A 21,103-nucleotide genomic window follows, 5' to 3' on the forward strand; every position below is an offset into this window, starting at 1 on the left:
TAAATCATACTGACATGTCCTAAGATGATGCTTTTCTGACCTTATCTGCACTTATTTAACGCGTTCAAAGAAGCGTATAAATAAAGCATAGATAATTTTTAATCAAATATATCCATTGGGTAGGAGAATAAGGTATGAATGCTAAGGTCAATATTTCAAACCGCGCTGGCGCTAGTTTTCCTGTACGCCGAATGGATTTTGAATTTGGTGAAGTGCCGCGCTATTGGGCAAATGGTGATGCTGCTTTAACTCATTTTATGACTGCACTTTCAGCACTGTTCCCAGAGGGTGAACAATTTTTTGTGAATAGTACCCGTGCAGTTAGAAATGATCCAAAACTTGCTGATCCTCGATTACAAAAAGAAATTAGTGCTTTTATTGGTCAGGAAGCGATGCATTCTAAAGAGCATTTGGCATTCAATGCAGCTGCTCAAGCTTATGGTTATGATGTGCGTAAATTGGAAGCACAAACGGGTAAAGTCATTCAATATGGAGTTGCTATAATTACTAAATTATTAAAACCATTTGGTTTTACAAAAGAGATGATTGGTTTAACGGGTACTTGTGCCTTGGAGCATTTTACATCAACGATTGCTGAAGAATTATTGTCTAACCCAGATATTCAATCCATGTTTATGGATGAGACCATGTACCATTTATGGATGTGGCATGCAGTTGAAGAAAATGAACATAAAGCGGTAGCATTTGACGTTTATGAAGCGATGTATGGGCAAGGATTTAAAGCTTATTTTATGCGTTCATTAGCTTTAGTGATTGCAATGGGTTTAATTTTTATTACCCAGTCATATTTCACTGCGACTCTTTTAAAAACTGATGGCAAACTTACATGGCGAGATACCAAATATATGCTCAAGTTCATGTATGGCTACAAAGGTTTTATGACACGTCAAATTCCAACGTTATTGGCATTTTTAAGACCAAAATTTCATCCGAATGATGATGATACAACAGCTTTATTGAATAAATGGCGTGCTGAATTAGGCTTTAATATGAGTTAATGAAAATGGGCAATTAAAATTGCCCATTTTTTTATTCAAATTTATGATCAAATTGCTGATAATCTGCGTCAATATTTTATAGAGTGATAGATCGTGATTCGATTGATGCAAGAGAGCGATGTAGACAGTGTTGTTGCAATTGAGCGCTTAGTACAAACACATCCTTGGTCGAAACAACAATTTCAAGAATCTTTAGCTTCGTATCAGTGCACGGTCTATGAGCAGTCGAATCAGGTCGTTGGCTTCTGTATTTTGCAGCCTGTTCTAGATGAGGCCAATTTATTACTGATGGCTATTCATCCAAGCCAACAGGGCAAAGGTCTTGGATACGAGTTGTTAGGTTATTCAATTCAACTTTTAAAAAATAATCCGATTCAAATTTTTTTAGAAGTACGTGAAAGCAATCTTGCTGCAATTCGTTTGTATGAAAAAACGGATTTTCATCAAATAGACTTACGCAAAAATTATTATCCCAATTTAGATGGTACAAAAGAGCATGCTGTGATTATGGTCAAAACATGCACTGATGATTTTGCCGCTTTATTTAATAATTAAGTTATCCCACTCCGATGGTAGTGTCGTCATTAATGAATTTCCAAGTTGATGAATCTCTTTTTCTGAGAGTGGGCGGTTAAGGCGGCGCCATTGCCCATCTAATAATAATTCCAGTGGCGTATATTGTGATTTATAGTTCATTTTAGCTGAGTGAGGCACCCAATACCCTAAATATAGGTAATCTAAATTTAAAGTGCTGACATATTCAATTTGTTTAAGAATCGCAAAAACACCAAGTGAACGACGTTGTTCTTGAGGATCAAAAAAAGTATATACAGCAGAGAGACCATCATCCATTAAGTCACAAGTAGAAACGGCAATAAGTTTCTGATCATCCCAAAGTTCGATAAAGAAACTTTCTGTACAACTGTGAACGAGGAATTTTTCAAACTGATCTAATGTCGCTGGATACATATCGCCATCTGCATGACGCTCGTTAATATAACGTTCATACAAATTATAATGCTGTTGAGTGGCTTGCGAGGTTGGCAAGATACTCATTGTTAAATCTTGATTACGCTTCCATGCCTTTTTCTGGCTGCTATTCATTTTAAATTCTTGAATTGGAACGCGGCAAGATAAACATTGGCGACATAAGTTGCATTCTGGTCGATAGACAAAATCACCACTACGCCGAAAACCGACACGTGAAAGTTCAGACAATGTCACCACATCAATACGGTGAATTGGATCTAAAAATACCATTCGAGCTGATTTGTTATCAAGATAACTACAGTCGTGTGGCGGTGTTATATAGTACTGTAAGTCATTTAAAAGGGACTTGGGTTGGTATGATTTCATTAATCTCCCTCCAAGGTGTTAATCCATTAACCGTTTAATTTTGCAAAAACTGCTATTGTTTTACTTGAAAATACACGTTCTTGATAACTTTTCCAATTGATAGAGGGGGCAATAATTACATCTTGTAACGATTTTAGGTAGACTTGGCGAGAAAGTGTACGCGCACCTAAGCTTAAAAGATGGTCATTGACCAGTTGGCAATCAATCCAAGGAAGCTGATTTTCTTGACCGATCAACATGAGTGTATAGAAAGCCATTTTAGAAACGTCGGTTTCAGTACTAAACATGGACTCACCAAAACAACCTTTTCCAATCGTTACACCATATAGACCACCAACCAATTTTTCTTGGTGCCAGACCTCAATGCTATAGGCATAACCCGCTTTAAATAGAGAACAATAGCCTTCGATTATATCTTCACTAATCCATGTTTCATTTGCATAGCTGCGGGGGAGTGAACATGAGCGTATTACATCTTCAAAAGCATGATTCACTGTAATCCGATAATCATGTTTTTTCATATTTCGAATTAATGATTTACTTGGTTTATATGCATGAGGCTCAATAATGCAACGTGGCTCTGGACTCCACCAACAAATCGGTTCATCTTCGTTAAACCAAGGGAATAGACCGTGTGTATATGCTTCAAATAAGGTAGAAGGGGAAAGATCTGCACCTATGCAAATAAAGCCATGTCCTTCTGGATCGGCTTCAATAGGATCTGGGAAAATATATTGTGATAAAGGCAGCGCTTGCATAGTTGCTAAAGTGAATAAGAATGATTCTAAATTAACGCAACTAGAGCGCGTTGACAATCTATTCTAAATTGTCAACGCAAGAGAATGTGGAGATTAGTTTAAATTATCGAGATATTTTTCAGCATCTAGTGCTGCCATACAGCCTGATCCTGCTGAAGTGATCGCTTGACGATAGATACTATCTGCTACATCACCAGCTGCAAATACACCTTCAATAGAAGCGGCTGTTGCATTGCCTGAAGTACCACTTTGAACTTGAATATATCCATCACGCAAGTTCAATTGGTTTTCAAACATGCTGGTATTTGGCTTGTGTCCAATTGCAACAAAGAGACCTTGAACTTGAATATCTTGAGTGCTTGCATCTTGTGTGGACTGAATTCGAACAGCAGTTACACCCGTTTTATCACCCAAAACTTCATCGACTTGATGATTCCAAATAATACTGATCTTACCTTCTTTCTCTTTTGCAAAAAGATGATCTTGTAAAATCTTTTCAGAACGCAAACTATCGCGACGGTGTACTAATGTGACGTGAGCAGCGATATTGGAAAGATACAGTGCTTCTTCAACGGCAGTATTACCACCACCAACCACCATGACATTTTGGTTTTTATAGAAGAAACCATCACAGGTTGCACAAGCACTTACACCTTGACCCATAAATGCAGTTTCAGATTCAAGACCTAAATATTGCGCAGTTGCCCCTGTTGCAATAATAAGAGCATCACACGTGTATTCTTCCATATCGCCTTTTAAGACAAATGGACGAGTTTTAAGATCTACTTCGTTGATGTGATCATAGACAATTTCTGTACCGAAACGTTCTGCATGAGCTTGCATACGCTCCATTAACACAGGACCAGTTAATCCTTCAGGGTCACCAGGCCAGTTATCAACTTCAGTGGTCGTTGTTAATTGACCACCTAATTGCAAGCCTGCAATCAGTGTCGGTTTAAGGTTGGCGCGCGCTGCATAAACTGCCGCGCTATAACCTGCAGGACCAGAACCCAAAATAATTAACCGTGAGTGACGAGCGCTCATTAAAGAACATCCTTTTTATATTGAAACTGTTAAAATTATACGTTAATCCACATCAAAGTGGGGTGGATAATATTGATAAACCTAATCGAATTGAGCTATATCATGGAGAGCATTTACTGATATTTCATCAATGTTTGCAACAACAATGGATGTTAACAACAACAGTAAACAATCGTGCATCTTTTTTGTAAGAACGAGTGCATAATATAAAACTTATTGATCAAGGTCAGTTAGACCTTAATCGATACCTACAAATAACAAATTGGGTTACAGGACTGTATATGGCTGCGGTGTCAAGTGTTTATGCACAACGCTTTTTAATGACATTATTTTTGATTTCTTTTGGCATTTATCTATTTCTTGCCACAGTAACCTACACACCTTTTGATCCAGGTTGGATGCATATTTCAAGTGATACGCAACAGGTCTCAAATGCAAGTGGTGTTGCAGGTGCTTGGATTGCAGATTTGTTATTCGGTTTTTTAGGGTGGGCAAGTTTGTTCATTCCTTTATTTCTATTTATCGAAGCAATTCAAGTATGGTGGCCTAGAAGTTTTTTAAATCGCCCATTCCGTTATGCAGCACAGTTCTTCTTGATTCTGTCCATTTCTAGTTTGTTGTATCTACATTGGAATGTCCCAGCAGATACTTTAGAAAATGCGGCAGGTGGTATCATTGGTTATGAGTTGGGTCAGAGCCTTTCTCAGCTTTTAACCATCTATGGCGCAACATTTTTTTTACTCACTTTTAGTATTTTATTATTCACTTTAGCTTTTGGTATTCAATGGAATAAAACTTGGGCAACATTAAAAAATACGCCAGCATATTTACAAGATTTGTTTTATAAAAATATACCTCAACACGAATCTGCTTATGATTTGACTGAACAATTAGTCCCAACAGAAACACCAACTATAAAGCAAAAAGCTCCACTCCAAGCGGCTGATTCAAATATTGTAGAGGCGAATGATGCATCCCAAAATACACAGCACAGCATTGCAGCTAAAACAGCATCGACAGACAATTCACATCATCAATTATTAGCCGAAAAACTATTTGCTGATGTTGTTGCCAAAGAGCAGCAAAGTGTTCAATCACAAGAAGTATTATCAACAGAAGATTTTGAGCAAACTTTAAAACAAGCACATCAACTTGCAGCCGATAGTCAGCGCTTAATTCAAACAGGTGAAGTATGGCGTGCATTACAACATGATGATGTGAGTCATAAACAAGAAATTGATGCACTTTTGCGAGCGGCAGATGATGCTATAAATCCTTCATCTCAATATGTACACTCAGCAACGGAAGTTTCTTCTGTAGCAGTGCAACGTCCTCATCAGAGTCCAGTCGATTGGAATGATGACCAAATATTCGATGAATTATTGGCTGCTGTTCCTAATAGTAAAACGGCTACGGATGTACATAAGCCATTTATTCAAGAACCGCGATCAACGGCTAGAAATGAAAGTGATGAAATTGACTATGATATTGAGTTAGATTCAATAGAAGTTCAATCTGTACCGCAAGCAACGGCAGTTCAGTCGCATCATACGATCAAAAACATGATCTCTGACGATAAGCAAAGTATTTTGGATGAAGGCTTTGATGAATTTGAAGATTTGTTAATTGAAGACAAACAACAGCAATCTGTATTGCAAACTCCGAGCTACGCGCAGTCTTCGGCTTTTGTAAAAGCACCTATTGAGATTGAAACGCCTAAAGAAAGTTTATCAAAAGAAGCATTTATTGAAGCATGGCAAGAAACTGCGGGTAAAATTGAAGAAAATTTTGATATCGAAGATGATTTTGATTTAGATGCGCCGTTAACAGATTCATTTGGTCGTCCAATGTCTCGTGCGATGCAAGTGGCTCAAAAACGTCGTGATTTACCAACTTTGCCAGGTTTAGAATTATTGGACAAGGTAGATCCGAATAAAAAGGTGAACTTTACAGCTGAACAATTAGCTCGTTTGTCTGAACTTCTAGAAATTAAATTACAAGAGTTTAACGTCAAAGCTCAAGTGATGGAGGCTCAACCTGGGCCTGTCGTGACACGTTTTGAACTAGATCTTGCACCGGGTGTAAAAGCATCTAAAGTGACCAATATTTCACGTGACTTAGCACGTTCAATGTCAATGGCATCTGTTCGTGTGGTTGAAGTGATTGCTGGAAAACCTTATATCGGCATTGAAGTCCCAAATAGCAGCCGTGAAATGGTTCGACTGATTGAGTTGTTAAAGACACCTGCATTTGAAGACCCAGCGGGTTTACTTTCGATGGCGATGGGGAAAGACATTTCAGGTAATCCTGTGATTACTGATTTGGGCAAAGCACCGCATATGTTAGTTGCGGGAACAACTGGTTCTGGTAAGTCAGTAGCTGTTAACTCAATGATTTTATCGATGTTGTTAAAATACACGCCTGATCAATTGCGTTTAATTCTAATCGACCCAAAACAGCTTGAATTAGCTAACTACAATGATATTCCACATTTATTAACACCTGTTGTTACAGATATGAAAGATGCTGTAAGCGCATTGAATTGGTGTGTCAATGAAATGGAGCGTCGTTATAAGCTAATGTCTTTTCTAAAAATTCGTAAATTGGCTGACTATAACCGCAAAGTGGAAGAAGCGATTGCCAATGGCGACGATTTGATTGATCCAACTTGGAAAGCCAGTGATTCAGTTGTAGGGGAGCGTGCACCACGATTAGCTCCTTTACCATCGATTGTGATTGTTGCTGATGAATTCGCTGACATGATTATGCAGGTTGGTAAAAAAGCTGAGGAGATGATTACTCGGCTTGCGCAGAAATCTCGTGCGGCAGGTATTCATTTACTACTTGCAACACAACGTCCATCAGTTGACGTCATCACAGGCTTGATTAAAGCGAATATCCCAACACGTGTTGCATTACGTGTAAACAGTAAGATTGACTCTCGAACGATTCTCGATGCAGGTGGAGCAGAAGACTTATTGGGGCATGGTGACATGCTATTCTTAGGGCCGGGTAAAATCGAGCCTGAGCGTGTGCATGGTGCTTTTATTAGTGATGATGAGGTGAACCGCATCTGTGACGCTTGGCGTGAACGTGGTGAACCAGATTATGTCGATGAAATCTTAACCCCATTTGATGAAGAACCAACTTCACGTGGTTTTGAAGATGGTGATGGTGACCCAAGTCGTGATGCACTTTATGATCAATGTGTTTCTTTTGTTTTAGAGACACGTAAGGCTTCAACTTCATCGTTACAACGTAAATTTAGTCTTGGCTATAACCGTGCGGCGCGTATCATTGATCAGATGGAAGAAAATGGGATCGTGAGCTCGATGGGAGCAAACGGTAAGCGCGATATTCTCGTTTAATAAGAATATTCCACTAATAAAGCCCCTCTTTAGGGGCTTTATTGTTATAGGTTTATCAATTTTATATAGTAATAATCACGTTTTTTATTTAAGCTTATTGTTTAAAAATTCAAGCTAAAGGGTGAGCCATGTTTGTTGCATTATGTACACTCATTTTTATTCATTTTTGTGCGCTTATCACTCCAGGACCTGATTTCTTCTTAGTTTCTCAAACCGCTGTCAGCCGTTCTCGTAAGGATGCGGTATTGGTTGCATTTGGTATCTGCTTGGGGGCGATGGTCTGGTCACTTTTAGCCTTGATGGGACTGAATATTATTTTTGAAAAGATGGCTTGGCTAAAACAAGGCCTTTTAGTCGCTGGTGGTTTATATTTATGTTGGTTGGGATACCAAATGCTTCGTTCAGCTTTTTCAAAAGGTGAGCAAAGTATCAAACAGATAGTATTACCTCAGTCGCCTTATTTGTTTTTTATGAAAGGTTTACTCACTAACTTATCGAATCCTAAAGCAGTGATTTATTTTGGTAGTGTATTTTCATTATTCTTAGCCAATCCTTTATTTGATCAGCATCACTCTTTGCTTTTTATTATTATTGCGATAGAAACCTTGCTATGGTTCTTAGTGGTAGCCTTTGTATTCTCATTACCTACATTTAGAACAGCATATCAAAATTTTGCAAAATGGATTGATGGTATTTCTGGTGGGATTTTTACCTTACTGGGCGTTTATTTGATTGGTAGTCGATAAAATAAAGAGATAAAAAAGCCTGCTTTAAGCAGGCTTTTTTATCTTAAGCAAATTTTGCTAAGACTTCTAAGAAACCATCTTTCTGACGTGGAAATTGAGCTATCACGTCATGAATACGCTGTCCTTCAGGATTAGTCGCATTTAAATCGCGACCATCAGCTAAAAATTTGGTAATCAAGCGCTCATAGTCGAAAGGGCGCATATGTTTGAACGCATGATAGAGTACATGGAAGTCAGCATTAACATCTGCTGGTGGAAGTTGGTTGAGGTAGGCAAAAACACGCTCATCTGACCATTCTTCATTGAAAGTTGCTGGCTGTGATAATGCCATGACAATCTCCTCAGTCTTAAAATAATAAAGGCAAAATACGGGACTGAATAATTAACAAAGCATGGCTTTGTTCAGTCGCAATGTATTTTGCCTTTATTTGCGAAAAATCGCTAATGAAAAAACTTCTATCGATCTTCAGGTAAATTGATATTCATTTCTAACATTTCGATATTTGCTTCTGAACGAACTTGCATTTGAATATGCTGTTCATCTACGCCACGAACGTAACGACTGACCACTTGCATGATTTCTTTTTTCATTTGGTCAATTTTGTCTTGGCTTAAGCGGCGGCCTAAACCTTGTTCAGATGCAACAATAACTTTTAAGCGATCTTTGGCAGTTTGTGCACTTGATGGTTTTTCATCACTGCTAAAAAGTTTACTCCAGAATCCTGCCATAATTACGCTCCAAATAGTCTAGCTAACCAACCTTTTGGCTGTACTGCAATGTGTCGATAAGGACGATCTTCGCCTAGGAAACGAGCGACTAAATCATCATAGGCTTGCCCAGCTTTAGTTTCATCATAAAGAATTACGGGTTTACCTTCGTTAGATGCTTGTAGTACGCTTGGACACTCAGGAATAACACCCAAAGTCGGCACACGTAAAATATCTTTAGAAATATCATCAATCGTTAACATTTCTTGTTTGTCAGCACGTTCAGGGTTGAAACGTGTGATACAGAGATGTTTACGGATACGGCCTTCGTTGTGTTCAACTTTTTTAGTTTTACTATCAAGCATACCAATAATACGATCTGAGTCACGCACTGATGAAATCTCAGGGTTTGTCACAATGATTGCTTCATCAGCATGGTACATTGCTAAAATTGCACCACGTTCAATACCTGCTGGTGAGTCACAGATGATGTAATCAAACTCTTGAGCAAGCTCATCAATCACACGAGCAACGCCTTCATCACTCAAAGCATCTTTATCACGTGTTTGTGATGCAGGGAGAATGTACAAGTTTTCGATTTCTTTATCACGAATCAATGCTTGTTGTAAGCGAGCTTCATTATTGATGACATTGACAAAGTCATAAACGACACGGCGTTCACAGCCCATGATCAAATCGAGATTACGTAAACCTACATCGAAATCAATCACAACAGTTTTATGACCACGTAGGGCTAAACCTGTTGCAAAAGATGCGCTTGTTGTAGTTTTACCTACACCACCTTTGCCTGACGTTACGACAACAATTTTGGCCACCGAATCCACTCCTATTTATGGTCATACGGCCCTAAAAGGGCTTTTTGGGTGTTTAATAAGTTAAATTAAAACTGTAAGGCTTCAAATTCAAGCTCTTGCTTGTTATTTAAATAAATATGTACGGGTTTTTTGATCATATCTTTAGGAATATCATCTGCGACACAATATGTCCCTGCGATCGAGATTAACTCTGCTTCTAGTGAATGACAAAAAATTCGAGCTGAAGTGTGCCCACCTGCACCTGCAATGACTCTACCACGAGCATTGCCATAAATGTGAATATTTCCAGACGCAATGACTTCAGAGCCACTATTCATGCCCGCATTCAAGATAATATCACCTTGATCCTGTACCAAACATTGTCCAGTACGCAAAATCTCATCATGATATGAGGTGATATGCGTAGTCGGTGTTTGTTTTTGTGGTGTTTGTATTTCTGGAGTTTCAGTATTGTTTTCAGGTGCTTGAGCAACGACTTGCTCTTTCGATGCTTTGATACGCTGTAATGGTTGATCAGCAGGTAGGACAGGGAATTGAATGGCACGAGCCTCGTCACCCAAGAGACCATCAATCACCGCCATTGGTTGTAAACCAAGATCGATGAGTAGTTGAATTAATGCAATCAGCTCTTGTTCAACGGTACTGTCAATAATGACTAAAGTTCCAAGATAGGAACCTTCATTGAGGGTGCTTGTAAGTTGCTGGCGGATCGCATTATGGTCATTTGTGTCGAATGTTAATCGACTAAAATTCACCATTCTGCCCGTAATCCGTATATCAGCCATAATTTATCCTTAAGGGCTTTTTTAAGCACTCTATTGTGTTAAAGCATGTTGTAAATAAAAGCAAATGCTAGAACAAATTACAGGAATTCTCTAGCTAGATTGGTAAATTTTCTTGTAATCATTCTGCTTTTTTATCCAATTGATCATATTCATGCAAGGTTTGCTGCCATTGCTTGATTTTTACTTGTTTTCGTATGGCTGCGAGGCTCTCAAATACAACTGATTCAACCAATTCTTCTAAGTAGTGATTATCAATATTTAGCTCACTGATTTTTTCTGCGATCAATTGATAATTCTCATTTGGGTTGTGTGCAGAGCCTGCTGTAAAAGGTTCAATCAAACCAATACTAATATTTTCACCTAAACGTTGCCCAATAGTTTGAATCTGTTGTTCAATTCTTCCACCAACAAGAGGAATTAAACGTAATAACTGGGTCAGTTCAGGCGTATCTTCAATCGCTTGATTGACAATAATGCCTACTTTTTTCGTAATCATTGGTTGTTGTTCTTGCAATGTTTTTGCTAAGGATTCTTGTAGTAAAGAAGATAGCGCCACAGTAAACAATTGACGATGATGATCAACGAGATCATGAATAATTTTTTTATGACTCGAACTGGTTTCAAGTTCTTGTCGAACGCCATCTATGACCGAAATGACAACGCGATCAGAGAGTTCTTCCATGATGACACTATAGTAAAACGCTGCTTTAATACGAATGTTATCAGGTACAACCTTATACCCAAGTTCATGTAGGCGATAGGCAATGATACCTGCGCGGAATAAACGTAGAAAACGTAAATGGGGAATAATCGCTAAGATTTCATACCAATGAATAAATGGAAAAAACCACCAACGAGCATGGTGTTTATTCACAATCGCAATTGCCCATCGCACGGCAAGTTCAGTGATTAAAAAAATAATAAACCATGCTTCGGTGATAATCACCCAAGGGTGTAAGTAACTACGATAAAACTCAAGCACATTAGGTAAATGGATTGTGTTAAAAAACCATTCGCCAATATTACTCATTAAAAAAAAGTTCATGCCTAAGCAGAACAAATTAAAAACAATAATAAACACCATGAAAATGTCATAAACAAGAAACAGTTTAAAAAACTTACTGTTTGGATTTACAAGGCTATATTTAGAGTTTTGTTTTGAGTCCTGCTGAGTCATGTGGTGAGTCAATTCCTAATGAGACTATTGATAATATTTAGATTTCATTTGTGAAATCAATTGGTCTTTTTCTGTCCAGATTTGATCGACCCATTGCTGAAAACGTTCGCGGTAGATTGGATCATCTTCATAATTTCCACCAAGCACCCAATCTGGAATTTCTATTTTACGCAAATCTACAGCAATACGTGAGACATCACCTAACCAAAAATCACCATAATCTGGTGCACCATCAGGATAGACAATGGTCATATCAACCAAAGCATCAATCTTATCGCCTAAGATGTTTAAAGCCAATGCCAAGCCACCTGCTTTTGGCTTAAGTAAGTTTTGATAGGGTGATTGCTGTTTTGCTTGTTTTTCGGCAGTAAAGCGAGTGCCTTCAAGATAATTGAGTAGTGTAAAAGGCTGACTTAATAATTGTTCACAGGCTTTACGTGCTTCTAACATATCGCGATGTTTCAGTTCTGGGTTTTTAGCCACTTGTTCCTTTGAGTGACGTTTCATCATTGGGAAACCCAAAATCTTAAAGGCTTGCCCAACAAAAGGAATAAAGATGAGTTCCCACTTGGTAAAGAAGCGGGTGAGTGGCATACGTGTGAGACCAAAATATTGATTTACTGTGGTGTCCACCCAACTTTGATGATTACAAATCATCATATAACGACCTTGTAAATTCAGATCGAGCTTTTCATCAATACTAATTTCCCATTTAAGATTTGGTAAGACTTTTTCAATCAGTTGATTATTTATGCCAATCCAACTATTCGCCAACTGAATATTGGTTTCATCTACCTTTTTTGATTTTTTGAATAGCTTGGTGATACCTAATGTCAGGATAGGGGGCCCATGTAAAAAAGTACTTCCTGTGATCACAGAACCAACAGTAAGTCCTTTACTTACCCTTTCTAATAACGATGCTTTTTTATTTGTGGTAGACATAAATCAAACCTTGAGTGCTAATTTTCGATAAAACAATTCTTTTAACTATAAACAACAGATATTTAAATACAACTGTATATTTTTAAATGTTCACAATTTTCATATATTCCAGTACTTATAGATACAAAATCTGGGAAATTAAAATTTTTACCATAGAAGACTTAGATGATTACTTAATTTTTAATAATGTGATATATATCTCATAAGTGTGATTTTATGCAAAATAATAAACAGTGGAGAAAATGTGAGTATAAGATCAAGAAAAGTGCATCAAAATATTACAAAAATATAAATAAACTGTTTATTATTAACAAAATATCAATGGTCTGGCTTGATTTTATCATTCATTATTTGTTCAGACAACAAAATACATAGACAGGAGCTACGCAATGCGTGCATTAGTAATTTCAACATTAGTAGGGGCTGGATTGGTACTTTCTGGTTGCCAAACAATGAGTGGCCAAGGTAACGATATTGGTGGTGTTTCATACGACAAAGCTGCTTTAGGTGCTTTAATTGGTGCTGCTGCGGGTTATGGTGTATCTAAAGGTAATGCTAACTCATCATCTCAAAACAACCGTGCAATTGCAATTGGTGCGATTCTTGGTGGTGCAAGTGGTTTATATCTCGATAACAAAGAGAAAAAATTACGTGAGCAAATGGCAGGTACAGGTGTTGATGTAGGTCGTAATCCAGATGGTTCTGTTCAATTGATCATGCCGGGTAGCATTACATTTGATACCAATAAATCAAATATTAAACCTAACTTCTACGGCACTTTAAACAAAGTTGCACAAGTGTTGGCTGAAGATAACAAGAGTGCGATTCTTGTAACAGGTTATACAGATAATACAGGTAATGATTCAATCAACATTCCATTATCTCAAGCACGCGCTCAGTCAGTTAAAAATTATTTAGCTGGTCAAGGTGTTTCAGGTGGCCGTATTGATGCGCAAGGTTTAGGTTCTTCTAATCCAATCGCTTCAAATGCAACTGCTGCTGGTAAAGAACAAAACCGCCGTGTAGAAATTAGTATTTATGCAAAACAGTAATTATTACTGATTTAAAAGAACCACCTTCGGGTGGTTTTTTTATTGTGTCGAACAGCTTGCGACAAGCTATGGCGTGTTATTTGTATAAGGCATCATAATTTATACATATCCCAAGATTTACTATTGGGATTCTAAAACAGAGATGTCTATAATCATGCTCGAAAACGTGAGAGGTATTCCAAGATGTCATCTGCCAGTCAACTCAATGACAAGCAACTTGAAGCGATGAAATATGTTCAAGGGCCATTGTTGGTGCTTGCAGGTGCAGGTTCAGGTAAAACCTCCGTAATTACTCGAAAAGTTGCTTTCCTCGTACAGCAATGTGGTATTCCAGCACATCGTATTACTGCTATGACCTTTACCAATAAAGCTGCACGTGAGATGAAGGAGCGTGTCGGTAAATTATTGTCTCGTGAAGAAGCTAAAGGACTCTCAGTTTCGACTTTCCATACTTTTGGTCTGAATTTATTACGTTTAGAATTAAAAAACTTACCTCTTAAAGCCAACTTCTCGATTTTAGATGCAGACGACTGCAAACGAATTCTGATGGACTTAATGCAACGTGACAATTTATCAGGTGCAGAGAGTAAAGAACTCATCGCAAAAGCAATGAAAAAAATTTCAGATTGGAAAAATGATCTAGTCTTACCTGAGCAAGCCCATTCAACTTGTGAAACTGTTGATGATGTACAGTTGGCGCATTTGTATCAACTTTATGAACGTAACCTACGTGCCTATAATGCAGTCGATTTCGATGATTTGATTGTAATGCCTGCTCGCTTACTTCAAGAAAATGCTGAAGTCAGAGATAAATGGCAAAACCGTGTTCGCTATTTACTGGTAGATGAATATCAAGATACCAATACTGCACAATATACACTTGTAAAACTTCTCGTTGGTGTGATGGGGCAATTCACCGCAGTAGGTGATGATGATCAATCTATTTATGCATGGCGTGGTGCAAAGCCTGAGAATATGGCTTTATTAAAAGAAGATTTTCATAATTTAAAAGTCATCAAACTTGAGCAAAACTACCGTTCAACCAGCCGTATTCTAAAAGCAGCAAATGCTGTGATTGAAAACAATCCGCATATTTTCGATAAGAAATTGTGGAGTGACAAAGGGCATGGCGAAAATATTCGTGTGATCACGTGCCTAAATGATGATGATGAAGCTGAACGTGTTGTTAAAGATCTCATCACGCATAAATTGATGAATGGTAAAAATTGGAAAGACTATGCCATTTTATATCGTGGTAATTTCCAAGCACGTGTATTAGAAACGCAGCTACGTCAAATGCAAATCCCATATAAATTATCGGGTGGGCAATCGTTCTTTGCTCGTGCTGAGATTAAAGATGTGATGAGCTATTTACGCCTCATTATTAATCCTGAAGATGATAGTGCTTTCTTACGAATTATTAATACACCGAAGCGTGCAATTGGGCCTGTCACTTTAGAGAAACTCGGTTTATTCGCACAAGAGAATACCTTATCTTTGCTGACAGCATCTTCAGATCAGCGTTTGGCAATGGTCTTGCCGAAGAAGGCATCAACTCAATTGCATGAGTTTGCTGAATTTATCGCGACATTTACACGTGAATTACTCGACGATGATGAGCCAATGCCAAAGGTTCGTCAGATGATTAACGAAGCAGGTTATATCGATTATATCCGTGAACAGGCAGCGACGCCTGCTCAGGAAAAAACCAAGCTTGACAGTATTGAAAGCCTTTATAGCAGCATTCAAAATTTATTGAATCGCACTGATGATGTCGATGAGAAGAATATTGAAAGTGTGATTCGTAAACTGGTATTGCTCGATATGTTAGAGCAGCAGCAAGAAGAAGAAGACACGGATAAAGTGAACTTATTGACGCTACATGCTGCAAAAGGATTGGAATTTCCTTATGTGTATATGATTGGCTTGGAAGAAGAGCTATTACCACATAAAAACTCGATTGCTTCAGAAACCATTGAAGAAGAACGCCGTTTAATGTATGTGGGTATTACCCGTGCTCGACAAGGGCTTACCTTGACACTTGCTGAGCAGCGCAAAAACGGTGGTCAAATGCGTCAAATGACACCAAGCCGTTTCTTAGACGAATTACCACAAGATGATCTAGAGTGGCATGGTCGTAAAAAGAAACTCGCACCGAATGTTGATCCGAAAGAGCAAGCTCAGCAATATCTCGCGAATTTAAAAGCATTATTGAAACGTTAAGAAATAGTCAGTAGGAAGTTGTAATGAAAGTCCAAGTTAAAGTATTAGATGCTCGTTTAGGTCAAGAATGGGCATTGCCTTCATATGCCACAACGGGTTCAGCAGGTTTAGATTTACGTGCCTGTTTAGATACTGCAATTGATATTGCGGCTGGTGAAACGGTCTTAGTCAAAACAGGTCTAGCAATCTATATCGAAGATCCAAACTTTGCAGGTTTAATTTTACCGCGTTCAGGTCTTGGTCATAAACATGGTATTGTATTAGGAAACTTAGTCGGTTTAATTGATTCTGACTATCAAGGCGAGTTGATGATTTCGGTTTGGAATCGTGGGCAGAATACCTTCCATTTAGAGCCAGGTGAGCGTTTGGCTCAATACGTTTTAGTTCCTGTGGTACAAGCTGAATTTGAACAAGTGCAAGAATTTGTTGCGACTGAACGTGGTGCAGGTGGTTTTGGACATACAGGCCAACACTAATACTGCCTCCATTATCAATTTAAATGCAATGCTTTACTGAAAAGCGTTGCATTTGTCATATTGATTGTTCCCTAGATTTGTATTAAAAAGCAGCTGATGAATTACTTTAATTTTTCTGAACAAGGGTTAATTAATTTTTTAATAGTTCTGTTTTTTTTGAGTCAGCTAGTGATTATAAAAATAGGGGTTTACTGTGGATATAAAACATACATTTCCTCTGAATGTTTTTCGCGCTTATGATATCCGTGGAAAACTGAGCAACTTAACGCCTCATGTGATTCATTCAATTGCCTATGCTTTAGCACAACAATATAAAAATGCAGGACAAGATCGCGTTGTAATTGGCTATGATGCACGTCTAACCAGTCCGACTTATGCCAATATTATTCAACAAATTTTTCAAACACAGGGTTTAACAGTCACCAACATTGGATGTTGCTCATCGCCCATGATGTACTATATCGCGCGTGATTTTGGTGGGAACGGAATTATGGTGACTGCAAGCCATAACCCTAAATCAGATAATGGTATTAAATGGATTTTAAATGGTGAACCCCCAACGCCAGACGTGATTCAACAGGTTGGACAACTTGCACAAATTTCTTTGCCAAATGTTCAGCAAATGATTGATTCTGATCATGTGCTACATCAAATTGTGCCTTTGTATTGTTTGCAGTATCAGCAATCCTTATTAGATGATATTCAATTATCACGCCCTTTAAAAATTGTATTGGATGGTTTGCATGGATCAGCAGGTCGATGTGCAAAACTGGTTTTAGAAAAGTTAGGTTGTCAGGTCATTGCTTTACGTTGTGAAGCCAATGGGGATTTTCCTGATCATGCCCCAGATCCCTCACATGCTGAGCATTTAACAGATTTACAAGCAGCCATTATTTTAGAAAAAGCTGATCTAGGCATTGCTTTAGATGGTGATGGTGATCGCTTGGTGTTAGTCGATGAGCATGCCCATATTATTAGCCCAGACCGCTTATTGTCTTTATTCGCACAAATCTGTTTACAACAGCATCCACGTAAAGAAATTGTATTTGATGTGAAATGTTCTCAAATGGTGGCTGATACCGTACAACGTTTGAATGGACAAGCTAAAATGATTCGTACAGGAAGTAGTTTCTTGCGAACATATTTATCTCAGTCCAAAGGCAATGCGGTATTTGGTGGTGAATATGCAGGTCACTATGTCTTTAATGATGGTCGCGGTTTTGGTTATGACGATGGTCTATATGCAGCGCTAAGAGTCATGGAATACCTGACTCAATCAGACAAAGCAAACCTTTCTGCTTTATTAGCAATTTACCCTGAACGTTATTGTACTGAAGATACCTATATCAGCACCCATGATATAAACCCTAAACAAGTTTTAAATGATATTGAAATTCTAAGTCATCGTTTAGGCGCTCGTTTAAGTAAAATAGATGGGGTAAGGCTTGATTTTGACGATGGTTTTGGCATTATTCGAGCATCTAATACAGGTGAGTATTTCACGGTTCGTTTTGATGCAGATAATCCAAATCGATTACGTGAAATTCGCCAAGAATTTGTTTCTATGATGCAAGGTCAATATCCGCAAATTGCACAAGAACTCGCACAGGCTTAATAAGGAGAGGCGCATGTCACACGAGCATATCGGCATTGATAAAGCAAAAATTTTGATTGAAGCTTTGCCGTATATTCAACGTTTTGCAGGTAAAACGTTGGTTGTAAAATATGGTGGCAATGCAATGACTGATCCAGAGCTAGAAAGCTCTTTTGCTCGCGATATCGTGTTATTAAAAACAGTAGGTTTAAATCCAATCGTCGTACATGGTGGTGGTCCACAAGTTGATTCACTGCTTAAACGTTTAGGGCAAGAGTCTGATCGTATTGATGGGATGCGCGTCACCGATCAAGCCACGATGGAAGTGGTTGAAATGGTTCTCGGTGGTAGTGTTAATAAATCGATTGTCAATCTGATTAACCAACACGGCGGTCGTGCGATTGGTTTGACAGGTAAAGATGGTAATTTACTTCGTGCCCGTAAACTGCTTATGGAAAAACAAGAAGCTGATGGTTCAATTTCTCAAATTGATTTGGGTATGGTCGGTGAAGTGACTGGTGTTAAAACCGATGTACTGGAAATGTTTACTCAAGGGGATTTTATTCCTGTGATCGCACCATTAGGTGTGGATGAAGAAGGGAATACTTATAATATCAATGCTGATCTCGTCGCTGGAAAAGTTGCAGAAGCATTAGGCGCTGAGAAATTGATTCTTTTGACTAATATCACAGGCGTATTAGACGAAAATAAAAACTTATTAACTGGATTGAGTACACAAGAAGTAGATCGTTTAATTGAAACGGGTGTGATCTATGGCGGTATGATTCCTAAAGTCGGTTGTGCATTAGACGCGGTCAAAGGTGGTGTCGTGAGTGCACATATTGTAGATGGTCGTGTACCTCATGCAACATTATTAGAGATATTTACTGACCATGGCGTTGGTACATTGATTACCAATCGTGCGAAGCATTAATTTTTGAAAAGTTTGCACAACCTCATGGAATGTGTAAGATCACATATCTTGTGTATAGGTGTTTCTTTACTTTTCAAGGATGAATAGTAACAAAAATCTTTTGTTTGACTGACGGCACGTCCTTGATACCGCAGTCAAACGGGCTGCATCCATGCCGCCTCCGCGATAGTTAATAGATGTTGATATTGAATTTAAGTCATGATCTGTTCATCTTTTATTCATTGAAGTGTCATTGAAGCGATTTAAGGTAACTCTAGACATAAGGAGCTTTCATTATGCTAGAAAAATTAAATCATTATCGCCAGACATTAACTTCACCTTTACGTCAAAAGCCGTCACAAAACCAATTCCGTTTTGGGTGGGTGGATAATCTAAAAGAATTACAAGAAGTACAACGTTTTAGAGCAAATCAATTCTCTCATCAATTTGGTATCTCTTTTGAAGATGGGCTAGATCAAGATCTCTATGATTTTGGTTGTGAACATGCGGTGTTACGTGAAAAATGGACGGGTGAAATTGTTGCCTATACACGTCTTAAATTGTTTCAAGGTCATGAAATTGGGCAAAGTTATAGTGCTAAAGAGTTTGATGTCGTTCCAAACTTTTCACATTTGCCAAGTATCTTGGAAATAGGGCGGACGTGTGTACATCCGCAATTCCGTTCTGGAAAAGCTTTATCAATGCTATGGTTAAATTTAGTGCCAAAGGTACTATGGTCTATGCGTGCGAAGTATGTGATGGGATGCGTGAGTATTCATCTTGAAGATAACTTGGCGCGAGCTTATTACACCCATCGTCAAATTCAGCAATTGGCTGAGCATCAAATTATTGATATCCGTTCAAAACGTGCATTTGAACCTGAGAGACCAGAATATAGTTTCCCACAAGATGAACGGATGCCAAAATTATTTGATACATATCTAGGTATGCAATCTAAGCTCTCTAAACAAGCATTTTATGATGAAGATTTTAAATGTTTGGATTATTTTGTTTTCTTAGAAATTAACAAAATTGCCACTTCTTTTGTGATGAATAAAATGGTGCAGAGATAGTTATATCATTGTTAGGCTAATACTGAGCACATATTGAGATTTACAAGATGTCTGTACCTCATGCACAATAGACACAGATGTTAGATAGTTAGAAGATATGTGCCAGCTATTAGGAATGAATTGCGCGACTCCGACGGATATTACCTTTTCCTTTCGTGGATTTTCTCAACGAGCAGGGGTCACGTCTGATCATTGTGATGGCTTTGGTATCGCATTTTTTGAAGACAAAGCATGTCGTTTGTTTGTTGATAATCAATCTGCGGTTGAATCACCAATTGCAGATTTAGTTCGTAATTATCCTATTAAATCTCGTAATGTGATTGCACATATCCGAAAAGCAACACAAGGCAAAATTACGCTAGAAAATTCACATCCATTTCTACGTGAGTTATGGGGGCGACATTGGATTTTTGCGCATAACGGTGATCTACACGATTTTAATCCTCAGCTTAGTGGTCGCTTTGAACCTGTCGGTAATACAGACAGCGAACGTGCTTTTTGTTATTTATTAGATCAAATGGTTGAAGCATTCGGATATACAGAACCGTGTATAGAGAAAGTTTTTTCTCTATTAGAACGGATTTCACCTGAAATTGCTGAGCATGGTACGTTTAATTTTTGCCTATCCAATGGGCAAGCATTATTTAGTTATGCGACAACTAAACTGCATTGGTTAGTAAGAGAATATCCATTTCAACCTGCGCATTTAATTGATTTAGACGTCAAAGTAGATTTTAGCGAGGTAACAACACCTGAAGATCGTGTTGCTGTTATCACGACGGAACCACTCACACATAATGAATCATGGACTGCATATCAGCCAGGCGAAATGATTTTATTTCAGCACGGGAAACCCATTAAATATGCACTCACACGTGTTAAACGTCTCATTCGAGAAGCAGAAAATCCAAACCTAAAACGCGTGACGAGAGCGGATCAATATTAATAAGTATAATAAAAATTAATAGATGCTATATCATTTATTTATAGTATCTATTCTTAACTATTTATATTTTAATGAAATTATAATTAT

At 38.1% G+C, this 21,103-nt stretch carries 20 protein-coding genes; 11 read left to right on the plus strand and 9 right to left on the minus strand.

The genetic code is table 11. The features are described from left to right. Positions 1-134 precede the first annotated feature (134 nt). Both ACN19N_RS03845 and rimI read left to right on the plus strand, forming a co-directional pair. Complete coding sequence (locus ACN19N_RS03845) at positions 135-1,019, plus strand: metal-dependent hydrolase (protein WP_269239190.1); 885 nt, start codon at positions 135-137, stop codon at positions 1,017-1,019. Between the two features lie 93 nt (positions 1,020-1,112). Further along, positions 1,113-1,574 (plus strand): ribosomal protein S18-alanine N-acetyltransferase, encoded by a 462-nt coding sequence (rimI, locus tag ACN19N_RS03850; protein WP_269239191.1) that lies wholly within the window; start codon positions 1,113-1,115, stop codon positions 1,572-1,574. Here the strand turns inward: rimI and ACN19N_RS03855 are convergent. From ACN19N_RS03855 to trxB, 3 genes are all read right to left on the minus strand, one after another. Next, positions 1,560-2,375, minus strand: coding sequence for an arginyltransferase (locus ACN19N_RS03855; RefSeq protein ID WP_269239192.1), 816 nt, complete (start codon positions 2,373-2,375; stop codon positions 1,560-1,562). The two genes, rimI and ACN19N_RS03855, sit on opposite strands and share 15 nt — an antisense overlap. A 26-nt stretch (positions 2,376-2,401) precedes the next feature. After that, positions 2,402-3,133, minus strand: a complete 732-nt coding sequence (gene aat / locus ACN19N_RS03860; protein WP_269239665.1) for a leucyl/phenylalanyl-tRNA--protein transferase — start codon at positions 3,131-3,133, stop codon at positions 2,402-2,404. Between the two features lie 93 nt (positions 3,134-3,226). Next, entirely contained in the window at positions 3,227-4,177 is a 951-nt protein-coding gene (trxB, locus tag ACN19N_RS03865) for a thioredoxin-disulfide reductase (protein ID WP_018679648.1), read from the minus strand. A gap of 281 nt (positions 4,178-4,458) precedes the next feature. On the opposite strand from trxB, the gene ACN19N_RS03870 reads away from it, so the two are divergent. Beyond that, positions 4,459-7,545, plus strand: a complete 3,087-nt coding sequence (locus ACN19N_RS03870) for a DNA translocase FtsK 4TM domain-containing protein (RefSeq protein ID WP_269239193.1) — start codon at positions 4,459-4,461, stop codon at positions 7,543-7,545. A gap of 128 nt (positions 7,546-7,673) precedes the next feature. Next, the gene (rhtC, locus tag ACN19N_RS03875; protein ID WP_004663452.1) at positions 7,674-8,291 is read left to right on the plus strand and encodes a threonine export protein RhtC; all 618 of its coding nucleotides are present in this window, start codon (positions 7,674-7,676) and stop codon (positions 8,289-8,291) included. Positions 8,292-8,334: 43 nt separating this feature from the next. Here the strand turns inward: rhtC and ACN19N_RS03880 are convergent, their stop codons facing one another. The 6 genes from ACN19N_RS03880 to ACN19N_RS03905 form a co-directional block, all read right to left on the minus strand. After that, positions 8,335-8,622: a PA4642 family protein gene (locus ACN19N_RS03880; RefSeq protein ID WP_005158274.1), complete on the minus strand. Its 288-nt coding sequence runs from the start codon at positions 8,620-8,622 to the stop codon at positions 8,335-8,337. 125 nt (positions 8,623-8,747) lie between these two features. After that, positions 8,748-9,020 (minus strand): cell division topological specificity factor MinE, encoded by a 273-nt coding sequence (gene minE, locus ACN19N_RS03885; protein WP_004663449.1) that lies wholly within the window; start codon positions 9,018-9,020, stop codon positions 8,748-8,750. Positions 9,021-9,022: 2 nt separating this feature from the next. Continuing rightward, positions 9,023-9,835 carry a septum site-determining protein MinD gene (gene minD, locus ACN19N_RS03890; RefSeq protein WP_018679653.1) on the minus strand — a complete coding sequence of 271 codons (813 nt, stop codon included), beginning with the start codon at positions 9,833-9,835 and terminating at the stop codon, positions 9,023-9,025. Positions 9,836-9,900: 65 nt separating this feature from the next. Beyond that, complete coding sequence (gene minC / locus ACN19N_RS03895) at positions 9,901-10,620, minus strand: septum site-determining protein MinC (protein WP_420001998.1); 720 nt, start codon at positions 10,618-10,620, stop codon at positions 9,901-9,903. 118 nt (positions 10,621-10,738) lie between these two features. Then, positions 10,739-11,797, minus strand: coding sequence for a preprotein translocase subunit SecA (locus tag ACN19N_RS03900; RefSeq protein WP_420001999.1), 1,059 nt, complete (start codon positions 11,795-11,797; stop codon positions 10,739-10,741). A 24-nt stretch (positions 11,798-11,821) separates the two neighbouring features. After that, positions 11,822-12,739 carry an acyltransferase gene (locus ACN19N_RS03905; RefSeq protein WP_269229774.1) on the minus strand — a complete coding sequence of 306 codons (918 nt, stop codon included), beginning with the start codon at positions 12,737-12,739 and terminating at the stop codon, positions 11,822-11,824. 389 nt (positions 12,740-13,128) lie between these two features. On the opposite strand from ACN19N_RS03905, the gene ACN19N_RS03910 reads away from it, so the two are divergent. The 7 genes from ACN19N_RS03910 to ACN19N_RS03940 all read left to right on the plus strand — a co-directional run bounded on the left by ACN19N_RS03910 (position 13,129) and on the right by ACN19N_RS03940 (position 21,016). Then, positions 13,129-13,791 (plus strand): OmpA family protein, encoded by a 663-nt coding sequence (locus ACN19N_RS03910; protein ID WP_269229775.1) that lies wholly within the window; start codon positions 13,129-13,131, stop codon positions 13,789-13,791. 183 nt (positions 13,792-13,974) lie between these two features. Continuing rightward, positions 13,975-16,014, plus strand: a complete 2,040-nt coding sequence (gene rep / locus ACN19N_RS03915) for a DNA helicase Rep (protein WP_269239195.1) — start codon at positions 13,975-13,977, stop codon at positions 16,012-16,014. 23 nt (positions 16,015-16,037) lie between these two features. Beyond that, positions 16,038-16,490, plus strand: a complete 453-nt coding sequence (gene dut, locus ACN19N_RS03920) for a dUTP diphosphatase (RefSeq protein ID WP_269239196.1) — start codon at positions 16,038-16,040, stop codon at positions 16,488-16,490. A gap of 193 nt (positions 16,491-16,683) precedes the next feature. After that, positions 16,684-18,105, plus strand: coding sequence for a phosphomannomutase/phosphoglucomutase (locus tag ACN19N_RS03925; protein WP_269239197.1), 1,422 nt, complete (start codon positions 16,684-16,686; stop codon positions 18,103-18,105). A 13-nt stretch (positions 18,106-18,118) separates the two neighbouring features. Next, a complete protein-coding gene (gene argB, locus ACN19N_RS03930) occupies positions 18,119-19,018 on the plus strand; it encodes an acetylglutamate kinase (protein WP_269229778.1) in 900 nt (299 codons plus the stop codon). Positions 19,019-19,293: 275 nt separating this feature from the next. Continuing rightward, positions 19,294-20,070: a GNAT family N-acetyltransferase gene (locus ACN19N_RS03935; RefSeq protein WP_269229779.1), complete on the plus strand. Its 777-nt coding sequence runs from the start codon at positions 19,294-19,296 to the stop codon at positions 20,068-20,070. Between the two features lie 97 nt (positions 20,071-20,167). Next, positions 20,168-21,016: a class II glutamine amidotransferase gene (locus ACN19N_RS03940; RefSeq protein ID WP_269229780.1), complete on the plus strand. Its 849-nt coding sequence runs from the start codon at positions 20,168-20,170 to the stop codon at positions 21,014-21,016. The last annotated feature ends 87 nt before the right edge of the window (positions 21,017-21,103 follow it).

This window comes from Acinetobacter sp. LF10 (assembly GCF_048585715.1).
Classification (GTDB): domain Bacteria; phylum Pseudomonadota; class Gammaproteobacteria; order Pseudomonadales; family Moraxellaceae; genus Acinetobacter.